We start from the raw sequence: 21,971 nt of genomic DNA, 5'->3' as shown, positions 1-21,971 counted from the left end.
TGAACTTCGAATGAGAGGGGAGAAGAAAATGGCTGTTACCATTAAGGATGTGGCAAAGCTTGCAGATGTCGCCCCATCAACTGTTTCAAGAGTAATTGCCAATAATTCGCGAATCAGTGAAGCGACGAAACGAAAAGTTAAAAAAGCAATGGAGCAGCTAGGGTATCATCCTAACCAAAATGCCAGAAGTCTTGCCATTCAATCTACCCAAACAATCGGGCTTGTCATGCCAAGCTCTGGTGATGTGGTGTTTCAGAATCCTTTTTTTTCAATGGTGTTACAGGGAATCAGTGAAAGTGCCCATAATAAAAAATATGCCATGCATATGACGACTGGAAAATCAGACGAGGAAATATTTGAAGCAGTCATCCACATGGTTCAGGGAAAACGAGTAGATGGGATGATTCTTCTTAATTCCAAGGTGGAGGATAAAGCCATTTCGTATTTAAGAGAAAGGGATTTTCCTTTTGTTGTTATTGGAAAACCTTCTAAAGATGCAGAAGAAATTACACATGTTGATAATGATAATGTTCGTGCAATGAGAGAGGCTACTGAATACTTAATTGACCATGGACATCGGAAAATCGCTTTTATTGGCGGAAGTCTGGAGCTAATGGTTACAGTTGACCGTTTGAATGGGTATAAGCAGGCTTTAAATAAGGCAAACATTCCTATAAAAAATGAATATATCCTTCATGAAGAATTCCTTCGGGAAGGCGGTCAAGAAGCGGTGAGTGAATTAATGGCGCTTGAACAACGCCCCACTTCGCTCGCTGTGGTTGACGACTTAATGGCACTAGGTGTACTGAGCACTTTAGATGAGCTGGGAATCAGGGTTCCGGAAGAAATCTCTGTCGTTAGCTTTAATAATGTCCTTTTATCAGAAATGTCAAAACCACCCTTAACTTCCATTGATATTAATATTTTTGAACTAGGATATCAGGCATCCAGGAGTTTAATTCAAAAAATCGAAAATAGATCAGAACCGACCAAGCGCATTATCATTCCACATAAATTGGTTGAACGTCAATCATGCAGTCACCAAATTCCTACAACCATAGATGAACAAAATGCAGATGGTAACGAGAATCTATAAAAGATTCCCGCTATACCGTCTGCTTTTAATAACTGATTCAAATACTATTTACTATTCTTGAATTCTAGTATTCCAGACGCCTATACGCCCCAGGGGCCATGCCATATTTCTTATGAAATACCCTGTGAAAATAAGGATAGCTGCCGAAGCCGCAATCTTCGGCAATTTGTTCAAGTGTCATGGATGTGTATTTCATTCGCTCGACTGCAGCGGATAAACGGATTTCTAAGGCGTATTCAACCATCGTTTTCCCGACACTGCTTTTAAAAAGATGAACGGAACGCGAAACGCTAAGACCAGCATGGCGTGCCACATTCTCCACTTTAAATGCTGCTAGGGCATGCTCTTCAATGTACCTCATCATCCGTGTGACGGTATACGGGTGATTGAAGGTAGGAACCGTTTCGTTGACACCTCGTTCCAGGTATAAACAGAGTGCTCGCAGCAAATAACCGGTGAGTTCTTCGTTTTGGCTCGAGGATGGACGGCGTTTTTCGTTTATGATTTGCCGCCATAAGGAGAGCAGTTTTTCATCCAGATCGATTCGGGAGACAGGCGGCTTAGCGGAACGGCTCCACCACTCGTCCACCCAAGCTCCTTCACAGACTATGTGATAGTCCCCGCTGTTTTGTCCCGCTTTAACCAGCAGTTCATAATGATCCCCTGGTTTAATGAGGAGAAGGTCTCCTTTCTCGAGTTCCATTTTTCTTCCCTTCACCACTACTTCACAGACACCTTCTGATTGCAGGCGAAAAAGATACGAAGGGTATCCGGATTTATGTTGGGCATGGTATCCATTTGTGTGAAAGGAATACCCGCAAAAAAATATATTCGTGGTCATGTACTCACCTTCTAAAAAAATAAAATAGCAAAATAGTCGATGTTTCAATTATATCATCTATGTTTATTTGATGAGACAAAGTTTAAGATGGAATCAAATAAGTAAGTCCTGAAGGAGAATATAAATGACAAATAAAACCTATAATTTAGTGATTGTTGGTTATGGCGGGATGGGAAGCTATCACGCAAAATTACTCAAAGAAAATCAAACAATAAACGTCGTTGGGACCTTTGATACTTTAGAAGAAAGACGTGCAGCATCCCTAGCAGATGGATATAAAGTATATGAAAGTTACTCTGACGTTTTATCCGATCAGGATGTAGACCTCGTTCTGATTGCAACGCCTAACGAAGTACATAAAGAAATAGCGAATGCTGCTTTAGTCGCGAAAAAACATGTCATCTGTGAAAAACCAGTCACTATTTACAGCGAGGAATTAGAAGAAATTATCCAGGTTGCAGAAGCAAACAATCGTAAATTTGTGGTTCACCAAAATCGCCGCTGGGATAAGGATTTTCTAACGATAAAAAAAATATACGATAAAACGATGATCGGTAACGTCTTTCACATTGAATCGCGCGTCCAAGGCGCAAACGGGATCCCGGGCGATTGGCGCCATTTGAAAGCACATGGCGGGGGAATGCTCCTTGATTGGGGAGTTCATTTACTCGATCAATTGCTGTTTATGGTCGATAGTAAGATTGCAAGCGTATACGCCAATTTAAGTTTTGTTCTAGGGGATGAAGTAGATGATGGTTTTCAGACAATCATCACGTTTGAAAATGGCTGCACAGCTATAATTGAAGTTGGGACCACGAATTTTATTCAATTGCCTAGATGGTATGTCAAAGGGACTGCCGGCACAGCAGTGATTGAGGATTGGAGCGTAGCAGGGAGGATTGTGACCCAAAACTTCGGTGTGGATATAGAATCCCCAAAACCAATTCAGGCCGGGCAAGGCTTAACGAAAACAATGGCTCCACCGTCGGAAGCAGCTGTCAGCACATCTGAATTACCAGAGATAGAATCAACGATGGAAAGCTTTTTCGAAAACGTCATTTCCGTCATTGAAGGAAAGGCTGACCCTATCGTAAAAAATACAGAAGTGCTGCGTGTCTTACGGTTAATTGAAACTATTTTCAAAGCAGCTGAAATGAACGAAGTCATTAAGGATTTTGATTTGTACAAAGCTGAACTGGTGTAAAAGATTTATACTATTGTTTCATTTACCTATGAAATAAAAAAAGTCCCTTAGCGGTAAATGGAGGAGGACCCCATTCACTGTTAAGGGGAAAAAATCGCCGCGACGGTAAATGAAAGAGCGCTACATTGCCCGTTAAGGGGAAAATGGGCCGCGCCGGTAAATGAAAGAGCACACCATTGCCCGTTAAGGGGAAAAAAGTGCCACCCTGGTAAATGAAAGAGCACTCCATTGCCCGTTAAGGGGAAAAAATCGCCACGGCGGTAAATGAAAGAGCGCTCCATTGCCCGCAATAGGGAAAAAGTGGGCCGTGCCGGTAAATGAAAGAGCACGCCATTGCCCGAAAAGGGATTAAGCGGACCGCGCCGGTAAATGAAAGAGCGCTCCATTGCCCGATAAGAGATAAAGCGGACCGCGACGGTAAATGAAAGAGTACTCCATTGCCCGAAAAGGGAAAAAGAGGGCCGCGACGGTAAATGAAAGAGCACTCCATTGCCCGTTAAGGGGAAAAGTGGGCCGCCCTGGTAAATGAAAGAGCACGCCATTGCCCGTTAAGGGGAAAAGTGGTCCGCCCTGGTAAATGAAAGAGCACGCCATTGCCCGCAAAAGGGAAAAAAGAGCCGCGCCAGTAAATGAAAGAGCACTCCATTGCCCGCAAAAGGGAAAAAATCGCCGCGCCGGTAAATGAAAGAGCGCTCCATTGCCCGTTAAGGGGAAAAGTGGTCCGCGCCGGTAAATGAAAGAGCGCTCCATTGCCCGATAAGGGGAAAAAATGGGCCGCCCCTGTAAATGAAAGAGCATTCCATTGAACGCAAAGAGGAAATATCACCAACCAAGGTAAATGTACCCACGCAAGTGGAGTTCAATATTTTCCACCCTATCTGTCAATGTAAGCCGTTTCATATATTCTATCAATCTCTAAAATTAATAATAAAGTAACCAATCAAAGGAGTCATTCATTATGTTGAAAGTTACCGTATGGAATGAAAATCGTCATGAGCAAAAAAATCCAGTCGTCAGAGATATCTATCCAACAGGGATCCATGGCACCATCGCCCAATTCCTTCAGGCTGAAGGTATTGAAACAGGTACGGCTACTCTTGATGAGCCAGAGCATGGCTTAACAGATGAGGTATTAGCAGCCACTGATGTCCTGGTTTGGTGGGGGCACCTCGCCCATGGAGAAGTGAAAGATGAGATCGTTCAAAAAGTTCAACAGCGTGTTCTCGATGGAATGGGATTAATTGTTCTTCACTCCGGCCATTTTTCAAAAATCTTTAAAACCTTAATGGGGACCAGCTGCGATCTAAAGTGGCGGGAAGCCGATGAAAAAGAACGCCTTTGGGTTGTGAGCCCAAGCCATCCAATAACAGAAGGAATCTCTGAATATATTGAACTATCCAAAGAAGAAATGTATGGCGAGCACTTCGATATCCCGCAGCCAGATGAGCTTATCTTTACGAGCTGGTTTGAAGGCGGCGAAGTATTCCGCAGCGGAATCACCTACAAACGTGGAAATGGAAAAGTATTTTATTTCAGGCCGGGCCATGAAACTTATCCGACTTACCATTATGAACAGATTCAGCGTGTAATCATCAATGCAGTCAAATGGGCAGCACCTGTCAAACGGGAACGTCCAGTCTACGGAAATGCGAAACCGCTAGAACAAATTAAAGGAGGACATCAATAATGAAAAAGTTAAGAGTTGGAGTAATCGGTTGCGGCAGCATTGCCCAGCACCGCCATATACCTGAATATCTTGCGAATCAAAATGTCGAGTTAGTCGCAGCTTGTGATATTAATGAAGAACGGGTTAACGAGATTGCAGAAAAATATGAAGTGGAAGCTTACACAAATTATGAAGAGTTAGTTAGCAGTGGTATAGTCGATGCTGTCAGCGTTTGTACACCGAATTATCTTCATGCCCCCATTTCAATTGCGGCCCTAAATGCAGGTCTACATGTACTCTGCGAAAAACCAATGGCCACTTCAAAACAGGAAGCAGAAGCCATGATTGCCGCAGCTAAAGAAAGCGGCAAAAAGTTAATGATTGCCCATAATCAGCGCTTTGTACCATCACACCAACGAGCACGTCAGTTAATTGCAAGCGGTGAAATCGGCAAAATTTATAGTTTCCGCACAGCGTTTGGGCATGGCGGTCCAGAGGGCTGGAGTGTAGATGGGAAAGACAGCTGGTTTTTTGAAAAGGATAAAGCATTCGTTGGTGCAATGGGTGATTTAGGAGTCCATAAGACCGACTTATTAAGGTTTGTACTAGGTGAAGAAATTACCGAGGTTGGCTCCTTTGTTGAAACAAGTGCCAAAGCTTTCGCTGATGTCGATGACAATGCGGTTTGTATATTAAAGACTGAGAACGGGATTATCGGAACCCTTGCCGCCAGCTGGGCTTATGTCAGCAAAGAAGATAACTCGACGATTATTTATGGTGAAAAAGCGATTCTTCGTTTAGAGGATGATCCAAATAATTCACTAGTTGTTCAGTATGCCAACGGAGATGTGATTAATTATCAGCTTGGAAAAATTCAGTCAAATGATGCGGGCGGACAACGGACCACACATGTGATCAATCACTTCGTGGATGCGGTTGTTCAGAACCAAGAGCCGCTTATTCCTGGAGAAGAAGGCCTGAAATCACTAGCAGTGATTTTAGCAGCCCTTCAATCTAATGAAACGAAACAAATCGTTAAAGTATCTCAACTTTAAGAAGGGAGAATTCATTATGAAACTAGGAGTTTTTACTGTATTATTTGCTGAAAAATCATTTGAGGAAATGCTTGATACTGTCAAAGAAGCTGGACTGCATGCAGTTGAAATCGGAACGGGATGCTATCCTGGAAACAATCACTGTGATTTAGATACGTTATTAGAAAGTGAAGCGGCGCGCCAAGAGTATATTCAAAAAGTAGAAGAGCGCGGGCTAACGATCAGTGCCTTCAGCTGCCATGGAAATCCAATTTCTCCTGAAAAAGAATTTGCTAAAAACTCACACGAAACACTTTTAAAAACGATTAAACTTGCTGCACTTTTGGAAGTGCCGGTTGTTAACTGTTTTTCGGGTACAGCAGGTGACCATGAGGGAGCTAAATATCCAAACTGGCCAGTAACCCCGTGGCCGAATGAATATGGCGATGTGTTAAAGTGGCAATGGGAAGAAAAGCTGATTCCTTATTGGAAGGAAGTTGGTCAATTTGCCAAGGACCACAACGTAAAAATAGGGCTTGAACTTCACGGAGGATTTTTAGTTCACACCCCGTATACACTCTTGAAGCTCCGTGAGGAAACCTGTGATGCCATTGGTGCTAATTTAGACCCAAGCCACTTATGGTGGCAGGGAATTGACCCGGTAGCAGCAATAAAAATTTTAGCGAAAGAAAATGCAATTCATCATTTTCATGCCAAAGACACATACATTGATCAGGAAAATGTGAATATGTATGGATTAACGGATATGCAGCCTTATGGAGAAGTGAAAACGAGGGCATGGTCGTTCCGTTCAGTTGGCTGTGGACATAGCCTAAAAGAATGGTCTGATATGATGAGTGCACTCCGCACCTACGGGTATGATTATGTGGTCAGCATTGAACATGAGGATCCAATTATGTCAATTAACGAAGGTTTCAATCGTGCAGTAACCAATTTGAAATCGGTGCTAATTGAAGAATCGGTATCCCAAATGTGGTGGGTGTAATGACGAAAAACATACCTGTGGCCGTTCAAATGTACAGTTTACGGGAAGAAAGTGAAAAGGATTTTGCGGGCACACTGAAAAAAGTGGCTGAGCTGGGATTTGATGGCGTGGAATTCGCTGGCTATGGCGGATTATCTGTAAAGGCGGTTAAAACATTATTGGATGATCTTGGTCTTCGCGCTGCAGCCAGCCATGTCCCGCTTGAGCATTTGGAAAACAATTTGTCTCAAGTCATTGAAGAAATGAAAATATTAAATAGTAAATATGTTGTTTGTCCATACTTAATGGAAGATCGTCGCAGCGAACAGGATTATCAAGCGCTGATTTCAATATTAAATCAAACGGGTGAGGCGTGCCAGCGTGAAGGAATTACCCTTTGTTACCATAATCATGATTTTGAACTTGCCCGCTTGTCTGATGGAAGAAGGGCATTGTCAGCTATTTTGGATGATACCAACATCGACTATGTAAAGGCTGAATTTGATATCTACTGGTTGACAAAAGCGGGTGAAAAACCGGTTGAATGGATCAATCGATATAAAAATAGAACACCGATTATTCATTTAAAAGACATGACAACCGATGAAGAACAATTTTTCGCAGAGCTTGGAACCGGCGGCGTTGATCTTGACGCCGTCTTAAATACAGGTGGAGAAGCTGGTGTCAAATGGTGGGTGGTTGAACAGGATATAAGCCGCCGTACGCCATTTGAAAGTATTGAAATCAGCATCAATTACTTGAAATCGAAGCTGCCTAATCTTTATGAATAGATTTACTTGAAAGAACTGAGGTGCCCAAGTGAATAAAAAATGGTGGAAAGAAAGTGTCGCTTATCAAGTTTATCCTCGTAGTTTTATGGATAGCAATGGGGACGGAATTGGTGATTTAAAAGGTGTTACGGCCAAATTAGATTACCTCAAAGATCTAGGAATTGATGTGATTTGGCTTTCACCCATGTATAAATCACCAAATGACGACAATGGTTATGATATTTCCGATTACCAAGATATTATGGATGAATTCGGGACGATGGCCGATTTTGACGAGCTGCTTGAAGGCGTTCATCAGCGTGGGATGAAATTAATCCTAGATTTGGTCATCAATCATACGAGCGACGAACATCCGTGGTTTATCGAGTCGCGTTCCTCAAAAGACAACCCGAAAAGAGACTGGTACATTTGGAGAGATGGCAAAGATGGAAAAGCCCCGAACAATTGGGAGTCAATTTTCAGTGGGCCGGCTTGGAGATATGATAAGGAAACAGAACAGTATTTCATGCACATCTTCTCCGCACGTCAGCCTGATTTGAATTGGGAAAATCCAGAGGTAAGAGATGCTTTATACGATATGGTGAACTGGTGGCTGGAAAAAGGGATTGACGGCTTCCGAGTAGATGCCATCTCGCATATTAAAAAAGAACCAGGATTCCCTGATATGCCAAACCCAGACCACTTAGATTACGTGCCTTGTTTTCCTAAAATGATGAATGTGGAAGGAATTGATAAGTTCCTGACAGAATTTTCTCAAAGAACCATAAAGAACTATGATATTATGACCGTTGGGGAAGCGAACGGTGTTGGACTAGATGAGGCAGATCAATGGGTAGGCGAAGAAAACGGCTATTTTAATATGATATTTCAATTCGAATTTTTAGATCTGTGGGATAAGGATGCAGAAGGTTCGATTGATGTTCGTAAGTTGAAAAAGATTTTAACCAAGTGGCAGACAGGTTTGGAAGGCAGAGGCTGGAATGCCTTATTTATTGAAAATCATGATCAGCCGCGACGGGTTTCTAGCTGGGGAAATGACAAGGAGTATTGGAAAGAGAGTGCCAAAATGTTAGGAGCACTATATTTTCTAATGAAGGGTACCCCGTTTATCTACCAAGGCCAGGAAATTGGGATGACAAATGTCCAATTCCCTTCCATTGATGAATACAACGATGTTGGCATGACTAACTACTATCATGTTGAAACGGCAAAAGGACGTTCCCATGATGAAATTATGAAGGTTATTTGGGAAAAGGGACGGGATAATGCGCGGACACCAATGCAATGGGATGCAACCAATAAAGGTGGATTTACAGCAGCGAAGCATTCTTGGCTTGGGGTCAATCCGAATTACACAGAGATTAACGTCGAGGCACAAGTAAATGATCCAAACTCAATCCTTTCTTTCTACAAAAAATTGATTCGTTTAAGAAAAGAGAATCCTGTGTTTGTTTACGGTACCTATGATTTATTAGCAGCGAATCATCCGAAGTTGTTTGTGTACACGCGCAAATTAGGAAATCTAAAAGCGATTGTTATTAACAATTTTAGTGGAAAATCGACCAGGTTCCGTCTCCCGGGAAGTTTATCTTTTTCAACCTCTGAACTCGTTCTTCATAATTATGACGGTGTGGATAAGAAATTACGGAAAAATTTTACTCTTAAACCCTATGAAACAAGAATATATTTATTGAAGTAATGAATTAGAGGGAAAAAGGCTGCGGGCCTGCCCTGAATGAATCTCGTAGAGTGTATATTGGGCAGGGCCGTTATCCGGTTTCTGCCTTTTTAATTTAGCAAAAGGAAAAAGAACGGCTTTTTTGTAAATTATGGAATGAACAAGTACCTATACTTTTTTACATAATATTAATAATGACTATATGTGAATACCATAGTGACTTAACATTTTTCTCATACAATTTTCTATGTAATACACATATGAAAGGGAGATGAGGAAAAATGAGAAAAACAACTTTATTAGGGGCTGGACTTGCTTTTACTTTATTATTTAGTCCGTTTCAACAGGCGTTTGCTGCAGAAACAACTGGGGAGTTACGAAAAATGGATACCGTTGCCCACCGCGGAGCATCTGGGTATGCGCCTGAAAACACCATTGCTGCTTTTGATAAAGGGGTAGACATGAAAGCAGATTATATTGAAATTGATGTTCAAAGAAGCAAGGATGGGAAATTGGTCATCATTCATGATACAAAGGTTGATAGAACAACAGATGGTACAGGGTATGTTAAAGACTTAACATTTGACCAGATCAGGAGTCTTGATGCAGGCAGCTGGAAAGGGGAACAATTTAAAGGGGAAAAGATTCCTGCTTTCGATGAAATTCTTGACCGATATCATGGGAAAATTGGTATTTTAATAGAATTAAAGTCCCCTGAGCTTTATCCTGGAATTGAAGAAATGGTAGCCCAAGAATTAAAAGAACGAAACTTGGATAAACCGCAAAATGAAAAAATCATTATTCAATCATTTAATTTTGAATCCATGAAAATAACAAACAGCCTGCTTCCTAAGGTACCAATTGGAGTCCTGACTTCGAATAGAGCGGACACAACGGAACAAGCATTAAAAGAATTTGCTGCCTACGCAGATTACTTTAACCCAAACTACGGAATTGTAACGGAAGAATTAGTCAAGCAAGTACACGCAAACGGTATGAAAATTCAATCCTGGACTGTGCGCAGCCATGAAGCGGCAGAATTTCTCTTAAATATGAATGTAGATGGAATTATAACTGATTATCCTGATTTTGTGGATCCAAGGAACTAAGAAAACTAATGCAAAAAGAGGGAACCTTTTGACTCTCTTTCCAATGATTTAAAGTCAGAGGGAATCGAAACAGATGAACAGCTTCAAGGAAAACGATTGTAAGATTGGTCAGGGCTATTTCTTTAGCAAACCAATACCAGTTGAGCAGATGGATAGATATCTTTTATCTAGAGATGAAAAAAGTAGTGGTATCCGAGTGTGATGGGGATACCACTTTTTTTGATAAATATTTCTTTACTTCCCCCATTTCATCGATACTTTTAATGTGCAGCAGCTTTCAGGATTGTTTGGGTGCGGTGAGGCGTAGAGTTCGAATTGGACGCCAGATGGTGTAAATTGGGTTTCAACAGGTACTTTTAATCCAACGGAACTAATTAAGTGATCAACTTCCGTTTTTTTACCCTGCTGGGCTGCACTCATCATTTTCCGAGCGAAGCCAACATCTCCTAAGCGATCTAACAAAATACTCCCTTGATCCATTAATAGACGAAATGACTTGACTGAGCTCTCAAATATTTTTACATCTACGGGCGGATAACTCCTTGGATACGGTTGAAACAGAATTTGAGGCGGGTATGCAGACAATGGAGGATAGACTGGATATTGATGCGGATGGTAATACATGGTAACTCTCCTTCCGTATTTAAAACGCAAGCCAGAATAAAATATGATATTTTTCGGATTAAGGTTCCTGATAGGAATAAAATAAAAAAACGCATGGATTAGCACATCCACGCGCATTTGAAACTTAACGGATTCTAATATCTCCGCTGGACACATCCAGGTCTATTTTGTATTTACCAGAGCCATGGATGCCTTCGATGCTTCTTTTCTTGATATTTTTTGATGTCAATGGCAGTTCACAAATGATGTCTCCACTGGTAACATCTCCGTCTAACGTGAAATCCGCATTGTTAGGAAGGTCTAGTTTTACATCTCCAGAACTAACTTCAATATCAATTGAATCTGTCAGTTGATCTACTTGAAAATCAATTTCCCCAGAGGAAACATTTGCTTGAATGGCACCAGTATATTCCTTTACATCCAGGCTGCCAGAGCTTACATCAAAAGATCCAGTTTCTGTTTGTAATGATTTAATATCAACATTTCCTGACGCTACATTTTGTTCGAATTTGTTGATCATCATGTTTTTTAGGTCCATGTTACCTGAACCAATATCAACTTTTAGTTCGTCTAGTTTTAGCGGGTTGCTTTTGGATTGTCCGGAAAAAATAACATTCCCCGAACCTAAACTGATGCGCATTTTGCGGTGATAATCCTCTGGGATATAGATTTCTAATTTCTTCTTTTTGGTGAAAGGAGACCAGTCGAACCAACCAAATCCCTTATGTTTGACTGAAACCACGATGGTGTCGCCATGCTCTCTAACAGTAAGCTTATCTTTGCCGTTGTAGATGGCTTTCACATCTTTTCGATCCTCTGGAATAATTGTGGTGCTGACACTGGAAATATCCACTTCAATGACATCAATATTTTCTGTCATTGCGGACTGTGTGGTTTTATTATTTGTTTTACTAAACCAATCAAATGTAGAAGCTTGATTGTAGAGAATATATAATCCGGTGATCACCAATAGCAGTAAGACAATTCTTTTCACTTTTCCCATCCCCTTTTCTTACATCTTCTAGTTAATGATAAGAAATCCTCCCACTTTCCTCAATGAGCCAGAGAATTATTTATGTCTAAGGCTTGAGGCGTATTGTGGTTGAGTTTTTGGGACAAAAAAAGTGACCCAAGCCTGAGTCACATTAATGCAAGTCCTTTACTTTATTCAAATATAATCGATTCTTTTTTTGCTTGGATTGAGATAGGAATTCCTCAAACGCACCAGACCCAAATAAAACACCTACAAGTATGAAGATAAAACCAAAGATTTGCGATGCAGTAATCTGCTCATCAAGAAAAATAACGGCACCGATCAAGGCGAAGAACGGGTTGAAATTGATAAAAATAGCCGATTCAGCTACACCCACTTTACCAATGGCATTATTGTAAATCATATGACCAAGCGCGGTGGCAATAATGGCAGAAGCAAAAAATATCATCCAAACGCTGACAGAACCATGAGAAATTTCTTTCAGTCCATTTGGTTCTGTAAAACAGCTAATGATAAATAATATGGCAGAACCAATTACCAGCATATAACCTGTCATCAAGCGCGGATCCAACGTATCAGAACATTTTTTAATTATACTAAAACTAAATGCCTGGGCGAATATTGCCAAGAACACATAAATATCTCCACTAGAGACGGTACTTACCCCGCCATTTCCAAATATTACAATAAACGTAACACCCATAAAACCCATCAAGATTCCCAACAATCGAAACAGCGTGATCCTAGTGCCTAATAAGAAAAAGGCAACAATCGTCGTAAGCAAGGGACCAAGTCCTAAAATAAGTCCTCCATTTGTTGCAGAAGTTTTTAATAACCCAAGTGACAGAAAGAAATGGTGGCATACCACGTTAAAAAAGCATGCGAAAAAAATATAGCGAAACTCTTTTCTAGTGGGCAGCCTGACTTTCTTTAAAAATCCAAGGATGATAAATACACAAATGCCTGCTGTGAATACCCTTAATGCAGTAATGGTCTCTGGCATGAAGGCCGTAACAATGATTTTCGTCGCAATGACATTCAGCCCCCATGTGGCCATTACAAATACTAATAGCATGTATATCTGATATTTTTGCGCTTTGGCCAACTGCTTCACTTCTTTCTCATTTCAATACAATGTAAATAGATTGCAATTATTATACATCTTTAGTAGATATTTGACATGTATATTTTTTCGTATTTCGAAAGATTTTTAGATTGCTTGATACAGGAAGGAAAGAAAGTATGGTATTCTTTATAAGTAAAAAGTGACGTCTTTAAAAGGATGGACTTACTGGTTGAAAGATATATGTAAGTTCGCTTTAAGACGAATAGGGAGATTCTTAACATGCTGCAAAAGATAAATAAACAACTAGAAAGAATTATGCCATTAATCACTCCAGTTGGTGTATTGACTGGAGTAATATTCAGCATCTATCTAAAGGACTTATCTTTCTTAATTCCATGGATTTTTGCATTTATGACCTTCGCAGGAAGTTTAAGTTCCAATTTCCATTCGTTAAAGGAGGTAATTGTTCATCCGTTTCCCATTTTTATCGCGATGTTAATCCTCCATATTCTTATGCCGATATGGGCTTGGAGTGTTGGTCATGTCGTCTTTTCTGGTGATATATATACGATTACGGGACTTATTTTAGGAATGGTAATCCCGACAGGAGTCACAAGCTTCATGTGGGTGGCTATTTACAAGGGGAATATTCCTCTCGTCTTATCGATTATTTTAATCGATACCTTACTTTCACCCATTATTGTTCCTTATTCGCTATCGTTATTTATGGGCGAAACCATTGAGATGGACTTTATCAGTATTATGAAGGGACTATTGGGAATGGTTGTTATTCCCTCGCTGGTAGGTATGTATTTAAACCAAGTGACCAAGGGGAAAATTAAAGACCAATTGGGAACACGTCTTGCGCCCTTTTCAAAAATATGCCTGGGTTTTGTGGTCATGCTAAATGGGGCTGTTGTAGCACCATACTTAAAGAATATTAATCTTAAATTAGTTAGTATTACGTTTACCGTCTTTATGATCGCATTGACTGGCTACTTGTTTTCGTTTTTAATAGGGAAATTTTTTAAAGGTGGACGCGACAACGTTATATCGCTGACTTTCACTGGCGGCATGAGAAATATCAGTGCAGGTGCAGTAATCGCAGTTTCCTACTTTCCAGCGGCAGTAGCGGTGCCAGTGGTTGTCGGCATGCTATTTCAGCAGGTCCTTGCTTCCTTAAATGGGCATTTTCTCAATAGGTATTATAATAGAAAAGTTGAAAAACAGGATTCGGTTGCTTTATAAGATCAAATATACGAAAACATCCTCACGACCGAAATGGCAGGAGGATGTTTTTTTTACTCTTCTTTTGTATCAAGACCGATATGTTTAAAGTTACTAACCTTGAATAACCCCTTATCTGTAAGTTTTAATTCTGGTATGACCGGAAGTGCTAAAAAAGATAAGGTTAGAAACGGGTTAAAGTGATGATTTGCTCCTAGTTTTTGAAGTGCAAGATTGATTTCTTTAAGACCAGAATACACCTCTTGATATGGACGATCGGACATTAATCCTGCAATGGACAATTCCAATGAAGCAATGATTTCTCCGTGGTTAACAACGACCAGCCCGCCTTGTATCTCTTTGATTGCTTTTGCGGCAATTACCATATCTTCATCTGTTGTTCCAGCAATAATTAGATTATGAGAATCATGGGCAATAGTTGTGGCGATGGCCCCTGATTTTAGTCCCAAACCTTTGACAATTCCTAAACCAATTTGATTTTTTAAGTGATGGCGTTCAATTACGGCCAGCTTTAATTGGTCATTGGTTATAGAAGTTTGAAAGAACCCGTCATCATTCTTTTCAACCTTTTCAATCAGATGGCGGGTTACCAGGCTATTGGGAATAATTTCAATGATATTTGCTTTGTTTGTTTTTAGGGAAATATGGAAATGTCCTTCTGTTAGCTTATGGTAACGAACTGAATTTCTCAATCGTTCTGTTTCAACGAATGTTTGGTTGTTTAAATCCATAGTAAGCTGACCATTCTCGACAACAGGAATCCCATCTTTAAAAACGGTTCTAATATTAATTTTATTCATGTCATCAAACAGGAAGAAATCGGCCTTGTATCCGGGGGCAATTGCTCCCTTATTTTCGAGCCCAAAGCATTCGGCTGCATTGATGGTTGCCATTTGAATGGCGGTAATCGTTGAAAGGCCTGAGGCGATAGCAAGTCTCACGTTGTGATCGATGCTTCCATCATGAACAAGATCGTCTAAATGTTTATCATCGGTGACAAATAAGCATCTCCTGGCATTGCGTTCATTGACGATCGGAATCAATTGTTGCAAGTCCTTTGCCACTGTCCCTTCACGAATCATTAAATACATTCCTCTTTGGAGACGTTCTTTTGCTTCCCTGGCTGTTGTGCTTTCATGATCAGTTCGAATCCCCGCTGACATATAAACATTAATATCATTAGCTGATAAGCCTGCGGCATGGCCATCAATTTTTTTACCAGATTGTTTAGCTGTTAAAATCTTTTCAATCATGTCCTGTTCAGCGTGGAAGACTGCCGGGAAATTCATGACTTCAGCTAGTCCTAGTACACGTGGCTCGAGATAAAACGGTTTGAGGTCATCGGCATTTAGAGTAGCACCGGAATTTTCAAATTCAGTCGCTGGAACACAAGATGGAAGCATAAAGAAAAAGTCAAACGGTAGATGTTCCGAGGAATCAAGCATGTATTGTATTCCATCTGTTCCTAATACGTTGGCAATTTCATGAGGGTCGGCAATAACCGTGGTCACCCCGTGCGGCAGAAGAACCTTCGCAAACTCCTTTGGTGTGACCATCGAGGATTCAATGTGTACATGACCATCGATAAAAGCAGGGGAAATATATAGCCCCTTCGCATCGATGACATTTTTCCCCTCATATTCACCTATCCCTGCAAAGTATCCATCAACAATTGCGATGTCACCTTCCAACAATTCACCTGTAAAGACATCAATCATTTTGCCATTTTTAATGACTGTATCAGCCGGCTCTCTATTGGAGGATACAGAGATTCGTTTAATTATTTGTTTTCTCTCCATAGGACAACATCCTTTTTGTCAAATTAATATTCCACTTTATCTTGTGCATTCTCCCATGTTCTAAAAGGTAAGTCTCCATCTGTTGGAAAGATTTTTTTCATCGGTATTTTTCGACTTTCGATGGGAAGCGATAGCTGTTCATAAATAAATTGATCATCAAAGCCAATCTTTGCTGCCTCTTGTTTGGTGCAGGCATAATAAACAGCCTTAGGGCGAGCCCAGTAAATGGCGCCGATACACATCGGACAAGGCTCACAGCTGGTATAAATCTCACAATCGTTCAACTGAAAGTCGTTTAAATTCCGGCAGGCATCTCGAATCGCTTGTACTTCTGCATGGGCAGTAGGGTCGTTTGTTGCTGTCACTTGATTTCGACCTACACCCACAATTTTTCCATCCTTGACGACGACCGCCCCGAACGGTCCCCCTTGTTTCGTCAATACATTATTTAATGCTAGCTCAATCGCCTTTTTCATAAAGAGAGTATCCGTCATACCAGCACTCCATTCTAATTTTCAATTGGTCTATTTAGATCGATTCTATCTGTGTTGATTAACTGGCAGGTTAGGAGTAAGCCTTGTTGCCAGGAGTTGAGGACAGTGAATGAACTTACCATACATTATTCAGTAAGATGCTCACAAATGCTCTATTGTTGAAAGGATTTCTGACATGATTTTCAAATAAAATTGTGCAAGGAGAAAACAATCAATCCGCCAAATTTCTATGTAAGATTTTATGACATTAATGTAGATGCTAATTCCTCTTTTGGATAGTATGGTGAAAAAAGATGACATGGACTTTGTTCAGTATGTTCGTCTATCTACATAAAACTACCTGGTCAGTAGAAAATTGAAAAAGAACATGGGTGTATTTTGGGAGGTCTATCAATATATATAGTGTTAGAAACTAGGAAAGAATAGGGGGCCAAGATGGAAGAGATTCATGAAATCTTAAACGCCTTATTTTCTGATTCTTATCATGAAGACGATTGTTTAGCTACCATCATTCATGTAGAAGGATCCGCCTATCGTAAGGAAGGTACATCCATGTTGTTACGAAGTGACGGGACAAAGGTTGGTATGTTAAGTGCAGGCTGCTTAGAAACAGACTTATCCTATCAAGCTCAAGAAGCAAGGGATGAAGGGAAAGTAAAAACTGTAATTTATGATATGCGGGAGGAGGACGATTTATCGTGGGGACAGGGTGCAGGCTGTAACGGAGTCATCCGTGTGCTTCTTGAACCTGTCGATGCCTTTCTACGTGACCACCTTCAAAAGCTAAAGTTCCATTTGGACAATGGCCATCGAGTCACGATGATGAAAAAAATGACCGAGGATTATTCGGTTTCTGACTATTTATTTTTGTCGGATGATCAACATTATTTTGGTAAATGGCATGGAAGGAGAGTAAATGAGGTTAAGAGTCTAATAAACGAAATTCATCAAAACTTTCCGAAAAGCGGGATCAAATATTTTGCGGAACTATCATCAAATGCTTATATTCATTCATTTGAACCCAAACCTCGATTAGTTGTTTTTGGTGCTGGAGCTGATGCCGTGCCATTGGTGAAAATCGCCTCGCAGGCTGGATTTTCAGTGACTGTTTCAGATTGGCGTTCTGCCTTGTGCAATGTAGACCACTTTCCAGATGCTGACGGATGGCTAGTTGGAGTTCCTCTCGAGACGATACCACTGCTTCATTTGACTCGTTCTGATTCAGTCCTGATCCTTACGCACCAATTTCAAAAGGATCAGGAGATATTGAATCATTTAAAAGGGAAGGACTTAATGTATTTAGGCGTTCTTGGTCCAAGAAAAAGGACACAACGTCTGCTCGAGGGACTGGCGATCCCTCAGGAAATTAGCAGTCCTGCAGGTCTATCGATAGGAGCAGAGGGGCCTGAGGAGATTGCCATCAGTATTGTTGCAGAACTAATACAACAGCAGCGGAGTAAAAGGAAGCAAAAGGTGATTACCCTTGAAGGATAAAGCTGGAGTCATCGCAGTCATTCTTGCCGCGGGTAAGAGTCAGCGGATGGGAAGTAACAAGCTGGCACTCCCATGGGGGAAAAAATCGATTGGTCATTCAATCATAGAAAAAGCAGTAAAATCTAATTTACGTTATACCATTGTGGTGACAAGGGAAGCGGATCATCTCCACTGGATTGATCGTCCGCTTTTTCAAACTCTTCTCCGAGAAAAGTGGAAAGCTGTTGTATGTCAAGACGCTGACCTTGGGCAGGCCCATTCCTTGCACAGAGGATTACGAGAAGCGATGAAAATGGAGCCAAAAGGAATCATGATCCTTCTTGCTGATCAACCTCTCCTGCCAATACAAATTATCAATGACTTGGTTTCTCGTTACACGGAGGGTCTCCGCCAAAATATCGATATCTCGTTTTGGGCAGCAAGTTTTCAGGGCATTCCGAGACCGCCAATTATTTTTTCACCTAAAGTAGTTCCTGATTTACTGAAACTTGAAGGGGATGAAGGGGCTAGGCAGCTTTTTAAAAAGGCTCAATTAACTGGAAGATTTGTGGACTATGAAAATGGGTGGGACTTTTTTGATGTGGATACAAAAGAGGAGTATGAAATTCTGAAGGGTGTGGGCATGAGTGGTGAATAACCAGCCGCGACTTTCGATCGCCACTGTAAATCAATTGAACAAAGAAGAGTTTGTGAGTGCAGTAGGATGGGTGTTTGAGCACTCTCCATGGGTGGCAAGGGCAGCATGGGAAAGTCTTCCCGTCCATTCCCGTAAGGAGCTCTTACAAACAATGGTGACGGTTGTAAAAAATGCAGAGGAAGCATTGCAATTGGCACTGCTTCGGGCCCATCCGGATCTCGGGACTAGATTGATCATTTCAGAGGTTTCACAAAAAGAGCAAGCAGGTGTGGGGCTTGATCGGTTAACTAAGGATGAATATAAGGAGTTTATGTCACTAAATCAAAGGTATGTTGAACAATTTGGCTTTCCTTTTATCATGGCGGTGAAGGGTCAAAATAAGGATACCATCCTTGCAGCAATGAAAGTGCGTGTTGCTAATGCCTATGAACAAGAATTCATGACAGCCTTAAACGAGGTCTATAAAATTGTTGGGTTCCGCTTAACCGATCTTATTGAATAAAGGGGATGATGCTATGCAAAGAACGATGCGTTATGGAAAAGCAGATGTTTGGGTTTATCGTACTTACGCAGCCCCGCTCACAGCAGTCCGTCCGATTCCTGAATCAGCTTTTACGGGCCGTAGCAATATTCTGTTTGGAATGAACGTGAAGGTGGCAGTAGAGGGTGATGCTTTCTTATCGTCTTTTAAAGATGGCGATAATTCATTAGTTGTCGCAACTGATTCGATGAAAAATTTTATTCTAAAACATGCTGGCGATTATAAAGGTTCCACCCAAGAAGGGTTCCTAGAATTTGTCGCCCGTCGTTTCCTTGAAACGTATTCACATATGAGTGCAGTCGATATTACAAGTGAACAAATCCCATTTGATGAACTTCAAGTACCGACGAAGGATGGTTTTGAAGCGAGTCCATTAGTATTTCGCTATTCATTAAATGAGCAGTCTTTGGCTCAAGTGGAAGTGAAGCGCTCTGGAGAAGACATTATCACAACTGATCATCTCTGCAGCTTAAAGGGACTAAAGCTTTTAAAGGTGCGAGGCAGTTCCTTTTATGGGTTTGTGAAAGACGAATATACAACACTTCCGGAATCTTTTGATCGACCGCTGTTTATCTTCTTGAATATTGGATGGCGCTATAACGATTTTGAGGATGCGAAGGGCAGTTCAGCAAATGGGTATGTCGCAGCTGAGCAAGTAAGGGATATTGCTTATACGGTTTTTCATGAAGAAAATTCTCCCTCCATCCAAAATCTAATCTACCGCATTGGCCTTCGCGTATTAGAGCGTTTTCCACAGTTAGTTGAGGTTCGCTTTGAATCCAATAACCGGACGTGGGAAACCATTTTAGACGAAATTCCAGCCTCACAAGATGGAAAGGTATTTACCGAACCGCGTCCTCCATACGGGTTTCAATGTTTCTCAATGACACGTGATGATTTAGAAAATCCAGGGGAATTACCGAAATGACAGGAAAGTTAACTACTCACGTTCTAGATTTAAGTATTGGTAAGCCAGCAAGTGGAGTGGTAGTGGAGTTATGGCAAGTTGATTCAGAAAACAGGTTTCAATTCATTTTGACATGCCGGACAAATGAGGATGGGCGAGTAAATCAACCTCTCCTCGAAGGGGAAAATATGAAAAAAGGAATCTATGAACTTCGTTTTCATATCGGCGATTATTATCGGAAGCGCGGCACCTTACTCGGAGACCCTTCATTCCTAGATTGCGTTCCTATTCGCTTTGGCATTTCGGAAACCGAATCCCACTATCACGTTCCATTGCTGATTTCACCTGGTGGCTACAGTACGTATCGCGGGAGTTAAGGAGGATCCTAACATGAAAGAACTGTGGGTGAAGAATGGGCTTGTTTTTACAGAGGAAGGCTTTCGAGAGGTAAACATTCGAGTGGTTGATGAGCACATTGACTCCTTTGTAAAAAGTGAAGCAGAACCATTGAAAGAGGAAACAGATACAGTGATCGATGCAAGCGGCTGCCTGGTTGTTCCTGGCTTTATTGACGCCCATGTCCATTTCAATGACCCGGGAAGAACGGATTGGGAAGGTATCGAGACAGGAAGCCGTGCTGCAGCAGTCGGCGGCACCACGACGATTTTTGATATGCCGTTGAATTGTGCCCCCTCCATCACTAATTTTAAGAATTTACTAGATAAAAAGGACTACTTAACGACTAGGTCATATGTTGATTATGCTCTGTGGGGGGGAATAACAGAAACGAACATCATTGACCGGAAAGAGCTCTCTCAAATGAGTGCGGGGATTATTGCTTGGAAGGCGTTTATGAGTGAGAGTGGGATTGAAGATTTCCCATTCGTATCTCCGGATGGATTGAAACAGGCCATGCAAGCAGCAAAGGAACATAACAAGATCCTTGCCCTTCATGCAGAGTGGAATGAGGAGATTCATAAGTTGACAGCTTTTTATAAACAAAAGGTTGGAATGAATGGACGAAGGGCCTTTCTGGCGAGCAGACCTGTATCAGCAGAAGAGAAAGCTGTTAATTATGCGCTAGAACTTGCTGCAAAATATGGAACAGCTCTTCATTTTGTGCATATTAGTTCAGCGAAAGTAATCGGTTTGATCGAGCAAGCCAAAAAAAGCGGAGTAGACGTCACCGTTGAAACCTGCCCGCATTATTTAATTTTTGATGAAGAGGATTTTCTGAAAAGTGGTGCCATCCTCAAATGTGCACCGCCAATAAGACCGCGTGAAGAAGTAGAGGGGCTTTGGGAATGCCTTCTGAGAGGGTGGATTGACACCATTGGGTCTGATCATTCTCCATGCCTATATTCGATGAAAGCAACGGATTCAATCTGGGAAGCATGGGGAGGAATTCAAGGGGTTCAATTTACATGGCTCTCACTGCTTGATGAAGCCCTTAAACGGAGAATCAGCCTTAAACAAATTTTACCATTAGGGACATCAAATGTGGCAGAGAGGTTTGGAATCGCTGAACGAAAAGGAAGGATTCGGCCTGGTCTCGATGCGGACTTAGTGTTGATTCGTCTAGATGAATCAACGATTGTTGATAAACAGTCCTTGGCCTTTAGAAATGCTTATTCACCCTATGAGGATAAGGAGTTTTTACTCAAAGTGAAGAAAACAATTTTACGAGGGAAAGTCATTTATGATGACCAATTAGGGGTGGAAAAAGGGAAGTTTGGTGTTTGTCTTTAGTAAAAAGGAGGAAT

At 41.2% G+C, this 21,971-nt stretch carries 21 protein-coding genes; 15 read left to right on the top strand and 6 right to left on the bottom strand.

Going from position 1 to position 21,971, the window contains the following annotated elements; genetic code table 11:
* The first annotated feature begins 28 nt into the window (after positions 1-28).
* On the top strand, positions 29-1,096 hold the full coding sequence (locus tag FS608_RS19965) for a LacI family DNA-binding transcriptional regulator (RefSeq protein ID WP_144554437.1): 1,068 nt from the start codon (positions 29-31) through the stop codon (positions 1,094-1,096).
* 64 nt (positions 1,097-1,160) lie between these two features.
* Here the strand turns inward: FS608_RS19965 and FS608_RS19960 are convergent, their stop codons facing one another.
* Positions 1,161-1,937, bottom strand: coding sequence for an AraC family transcriptional regulator (locus tag FS608_RS19960; protein ID WP_144554300.1), 777 nt, complete (start codon positions 1,935-1,937; stop codon positions 1,161-1,163).
* 124 nt (positions 1,938-2,061) lie between these two features.
* On the opposite strand from FS608_RS19960, the gene FS608_RS19955 reads away from it, so the two are divergent.
* From FS608_RS19955 to FS608_RS19925, 7 genes are all read left to right on the top strand, one after another.
* The gene (locus FS608_RS19955) at positions 2,062-3,141 is read left to right on the top strand and encodes a Gfo/Idh/MocA family protein (protein WP_144554298.1); all 1,080 of its coding nucleotides are present in this window, start codon (positions 2,062-2,064) and stop codon (positions 3,139-3,141) included.
* 958 nt (positions 3,142-4,099) lie between these two features.
* A complete protein-coding gene (locus FS608_RS19950; RefSeq protein WP_144554296.1) occupies positions 4,100-4,828 on the top strand; it encodes a ThuA domain-containing protein in 729 nt (242 codons plus the stop codon).
* A complete protein-coding gene (locus FS608_RS19945) occupies positions 4,828-5,862 on the top strand; it encodes a Gfo/Idh/MocA family protein (protein ID WP_144554293.1) in 1,035 nt (344 codons plus the stop codon). Before FS608_RS19950 ends, FS608_RS19945 begins: the two co-directional genes overlap by 1 nt.
* A gap of 16 nt (positions 5,863-5,878) precedes the next feature.
* Positions 5,879-6,847 carry a sugar phosphate isomerase/epimerase family protein gene (locus FS608_RS19940; protein ID WP_144554291.1) on the top strand — a complete coding sequence of 323 codons (969 nt, stop codon included), beginning with the start codon at positions 5,879-5,881 and terminating at the stop codon, positions 6,845-6,847.
* A complete protein-coding gene (locus tag FS608_RS19935; protein ID WP_144554290.1) occupies positions 6,847-7,617 on the top strand; it encodes a sugar phosphate isomerase/epimerase family protein in 771 nt (256 codons plus the stop codon). Before FS608_RS19940 ends, FS608_RS19935 begins: the two co-directional genes overlap by 1 nt.
* Before the next feature lie 28 nt (positions 7,618-7,645).
* Entirely contained in the window at positions 7,646-9,316 is a 1,671-nt protein-coding gene (locus FS608_RS19930) for a glycoside hydrolase family 13 protein (protein WP_144554288.1), read from the top strand.
* A gap of 260 nt (positions 9,317-9,576) precedes the next feature.
* Positions 9,577-10,404, top strand: coding sequence for a glycerophosphodiester phosphodiesterase (locus FS608_RS19925; RefSeq protein ID WP_144554286.1), 828 nt, complete (start codon positions 9,577-9,579; stop codon positions 10,402-10,404).
* A 234-nt stretch (positions 10,405-10,638) separates the two neighbouring features.
* Here the strand turns inward: FS608_RS19925 and FS608_RS19920 are convergent, their stop codons facing one another.
* From FS608_RS19920 to FS608_RS19910, 3 genes are all read right to left on the bottom strand, one after another.
* Entirely contained in the window at positions 10,639-11,028 is a 390-nt protein-coding gene (locus FS608_RS19920; RefSeq protein WP_144554284.1) for a YuzC family spore coat inner layer protein, read from the bottom strand.
* Positions 11,029-11,152: 124 nt separating this feature from the next.
* Positions 11,153-12,031: a LiaG family protein gene (gene liaG, locus FS608_RS19915; protein ID WP_395947797.1), complete on the bottom strand. Its 879-nt coding sequence runs from the start codon at positions 12,029-12,031 to the stop codon at positions 11,153-11,155.
* Between the two features lie 142 nt (positions 12,032-12,173).
* Positions 12,174-13,097, bottom strand: coding sequence for a DMT family transporter (locus FS608_RS19910; RefSeq protein WP_144554282.1), 924 nt, complete (start codon positions 13,095-13,097; stop codon positions 12,174-12,176).
* Between the two features lie 270 nt (positions 13,098-13,367).
* Here FS608_RS19910 and FS608_RS19905 point away from each other — a divergent pair, with 270 nt between their 5' ends.
* Positions 13,368-14,336 carry a bile acid:sodium symporter family protein gene (locus FS608_RS19905; protein ID WP_144554280.1) on the top strand — a complete coding sequence of 323 codons (969 nt, stop codon included), beginning with the start codon at positions 13,368-13,370 and terminating at the stop codon, positions 14,334-14,336.
* A 53-nt stretch (positions 14,337-14,389) separates the two neighbouring features.
* Here the strand turns inward: FS608_RS19905 and ade are convergent, their stop codons facing one another.
* A complete protein-coding gene (ade, locus tag FS608_RS19900) occupies positions 14,390-16,135 on the bottom strand; it encodes an adenine deaminase (RefSeq protein ID WP_144554278.1) in 1,746 nt (581 codons plus the stop codon).
* A 23-nt stretch (positions 16,136-16,158) separates the two neighbouring features.
* Positions 16,159-16,629, bottom strand: a complete 471-nt coding sequence (locus FS608_RS19895) for a nucleoside deaminase (RefSeq protein ID WP_144554276.1) — start codon at positions 16,627-16,629, stop codon at positions 16,159-16,161.
* A 435-nt stretch (positions 16,630-17,064) separates the two neighbouring features.
* Here FS608_RS19895 and FS608_RS19890 point away from each other — a divergent pair, with 435 nt between their 5' ends.
* Genes FS608_RS19890 through allB form a run of 6 tightly spaced genes read left to right on the top strand, consistent with a single transcriptional unit; the run spans position 17,065 to position 21,957 of the window.
* Positions 17,065-18,123: an XdhC family protein gene (locus FS608_RS19890; protein WP_144554274.1), complete on the top strand. Its 1,059-nt coding sequence runs from the start codon at positions 17,065-17,067 to the stop codon at positions 18,121-18,123.
* Positions 18,113-18,760, top strand: coding sequence for an NTP transferase domain-containing protein (locus FS608_RS19885; protein ID WP_144554272.1), 648 nt, complete (start codon positions 18,113-18,115; stop codon positions 18,758-18,760). The genes FS608_RS19890 and FS608_RS19885 overlap by 11 nt, the downstream gene beginning before the upstream one ends.
* The gene (gene uraD / locus FS608_RS19880) at positions 18,753-19,262 is read left to right on the top strand and encodes a 2-oxo-4-hydroxy-4-carboxy-5-ureidoimidazoline decarboxylase (RefSeq protein WP_144554435.1); all 510 of its coding nucleotides are present in this window, start codon (positions 18,753-18,755) and stop codon (positions 19,260-19,262) included. The genes FS608_RS19885 and uraD overlap by 8 nt, the downstream gene beginning before the upstream one ends.
* Positions 19,263-19,275: 13 nt before the next feature.
* Positions 19,276-20,229, top strand: a complete 954-nt coding sequence (pucL, locus tag FS608_RS19875) for a factor-independent urate hydroxylase (RefSeq protein ID WP_144554270.1) — start codon at positions 19,276-19,278, stop codon at positions 20,227-20,229.
* Positions 20,226-20,585, top strand: coding sequence for a hydroxyisourate hydrolase (gene uraH / locus FS608_RS19870; protein ID WP_144554267.1), 360 nt, complete (start codon positions 20,226-20,228; stop codon positions 20,583-20,585). Before pucL ends, uraH begins: the two co-directional genes overlap by 4 nt.
* A gap of 13 nt (positions 20,586-20,598) precedes the next feature.
* Positions 20,599-21,957 (top strand): allantoinase AllB, encoded by a 1,359-nt coding sequence (allB, locus tag FS608_RS19865; protein WP_144554265.1) that lies wholly within the window; start codon positions 20,599-20,601, stop codon positions 21,955-21,957.
* Positions 21,958-21,971 lie beyond the last annotated feature (14 nt).

It is taken from the genome of Bacillus sp. X1(2014), from assembly GCF_007678255.1.
Note: the sequence above shows the minus strand (reverse complement) of the source record. Positions and strands in the feature narration are given on the sequence as shown.